Below are 2264 nucleotides of genomic sequence, written 5' to 3' on the forward strand. Positions count from 1 at the left end.
CTCCCGCGCGGCCCGGAACCTGGCCGAGGAAGCGGGTGACCCTCGGCTGGCCTCGGTCGCGGTCTCTTCGCGACAGTTCGACCGGTGGATGGGCGGGGAACTGAAGCAGCTTCCCCGCCCCGACACGTGCCGCATTCTGGAGGAGCTGCTGGGCAGGACTGCCCGCGACCTGTTCGCTTCGCCCTCGGCCTATCCGCCGACCGCCCCAGAACCACTTCCTGCGGACGTTCCACCTTCTCCCCAGCCCGGCCCGACGGCCCCCGCCGACGATCCGACGGACATTCTCGCCCGAGCCCGACAGCTGGCCTGCGGCAACGTCGACCAGACCACTCTGTCCTTTCTCGCCTCCCGGATCGAGGTGATCACCGAGCGGTACGAGAAGGACGGTCCGGACGGCCTGTGGGGACAGACAAAGAGCCTGCACAACATGGGGCACACCCTGCTCGCCGGTCAGCAACCTCCATCCGCACGCAGGGAGCTCTTCCGGATCACCGCACGCGCCGGCGGACTGCTCGGCTACATGGCGGTCAACACCGGCGCGTTCCGCCTGGCTGAGGCGTACTGCGCCGAAGCGCTGGAACTGAGCCGGGCGATCGGCGATCTCGACACCGAGCTGTGGACCTGCGGCACCCACTCCTTCGCGGCGTACTACGCAGGCCGTTACGACGAGGCCAACGCGCGTGCCGCCGCCGCGGTGGACCGGGCGCCGAACCACCCGCAGGCCATCCGACTGCTGGTCAACGGCCGGGCCCGGGCGCTCGGCAAGCTCGGTGACCGGAACCAGGCCGAGCGAGCCATCGGACAGGCGCTGGAGCTCTCCGACCAGCATGACGTGGCCCTTGGCCTGACCTCCTGCATCTCCTTCTCGCCGTATGGGCGGGCCCGCACCCTGGCCAATGCGCTGACCGCCCGCGTCGCCCTGCAGGACACCGGGCACGTGCTGCGAGACGCCGAGAACCTCGACGACCTGGTCGAGAAGTCCGACTCCGCGTGGAGCCGCTCGCTCGTCCGCCTCGACGTGGCCACCGCGATGCTTCAACAGCTAGCACCCGACGTGGAGCACGCCATGTCCCTCGGGCAACAGGCGATCACTCTGGCCAGCCCGCTGCCGATCAGCTCGGTGCGACAACGCTCTCGAGACCTCTACGAGCGAGCAGCCCCTTGGCGATCCCGGCCAGCGGTGCGCGAGTATGGCGAACAGCTCCGCGCCTGGGGCTGTCAGTTCCCGCCTGCCGAGGTGGGGTGATCACGAAGGAGTTCGCCGGGTGCCTTGGCCGCACATCCAGCTCAGCGCCGATCCCGCAGCCTTCCCCGCCCACCCGCCGGCCGACCTGGGTGACCCCACGGTGATCGCGGCGCACGACCAGGCCACCTTCGACGCCGTGGAGACCATGGTCGATCACTGGGACCGCCCCGGCTGGACGGCACAGACCCGGGCGCACTACTGGATGCTCACCTTCCCCGACAGCCCAGCGCTGGCCGACCTCGCTCTTCGCTGTCAGCAGCACCTCGCGCCGCTCGGCCTGGATCCTGTCCCCGACGACGGGTTGCACATCACGCTCACCCGCGTCGGTTCCGCCGCAGAGCTGCCGCTGAGCCGTCTCGATGACGTCATCAACGCGGCGGCCCCACTATGCCCGGCGGCCTTCCGCCTGCGGGCGGTCCCCCTCGCGGGTTCTCGGGGAGCCGTACGTCTGACAGTCGCCCCTTGGGGCCCGGTACTGGCGCTGCACGCGGCCCTCAGCGAGTCCATGGCTTCGCTCGGGCTGGCGCCCCGCAAGCCGACCGCGCTGTTCCGCCCCCACCTGAGCCTGGCCTACAACAACCGGCCACGCCCCGCTGCCCCGGTCATCGAGGCCGTCTCCCCACTCCGGGGCCTTGCACCAGTCGATCTGCACGTCCAGGAGGTGCAGTTGGTGGAGCTGCGACGCGAGGACCGCGCCTATCGGTGGAACGTCGTCAAGAGCCTGCCGCTCGGCTGACTGCCGTTTCCCCGCGCGGCAGGACGGCAACGACCGCCTTGCCGACGGCGGTGGTCTCCACGTACCACCGACGTGCCAGCGTCTGCACCAGCCACAGCCCACGGCCGGACTCGGCAAGCGGATCGGCAGCCGTCTCCGACAGGTGCACACGACCGTCGTCAGGCTCCGGGTCGTGGACCGCGACGATCACTTGGTCCCCGTCAATCTCGATGGTCAGACAGTCGGGGCCGGCAGTCGTATGCCGCACGGCGTTGCCCACCAGCTCGGATACGACCAGCACCG

The 2264-nt window shown here is 70.2% G+C and carries 3 protein-coding genes; 2 read left to right on the forward strand and 1 reads right to left on the reverse strand.

What is annotated here, in order from left to right; all coding sequences use genetic code 11:
• On the forward strand, positions 1-1246 hold a 1246-nt coding region (locus RIF68_RS34865; RefSeq protein WP_309055539.1), incomplete at its 5' end, for a hypothetical protein.
• A gap of 19 nt (positions 1247-1265) precedes the next feature.
• The gene (locus RIF68_RS34870) at positions 1266-1982 is read left to right on the forward strand and encodes a 2'-5' RNA ligase family protein (protein WP_289913899.1); all 717 of its coding nucleotides are present in this window, start codon (positions 1266-1268) and stop codon (positions 1980-1982) included.
• Here the strand turns inward: RIF68_RS34870 and RIF68_RS34875 are convergent.
• A partial coding sequence (locus RIF68_RS34875) for an ATP-binding protein (RefSeq protein ID WP_309055541.1) occupies positions 1960-2264 on the reverse strand: 305 nt, incomplete at its 5' end. The genes RIF68_RS34870 and RIF68_RS34875 overlap by 23 nt on opposite strands.

It is taken from the genome of Streptomyces sp., assembly GCF_031178505.1.
GTDB lineage: Bacteria > Actinomycetota > Actinomycetes > Streptomycetales > Streptomycetaceae > Streptomyces > Streptomyces gulbargensis.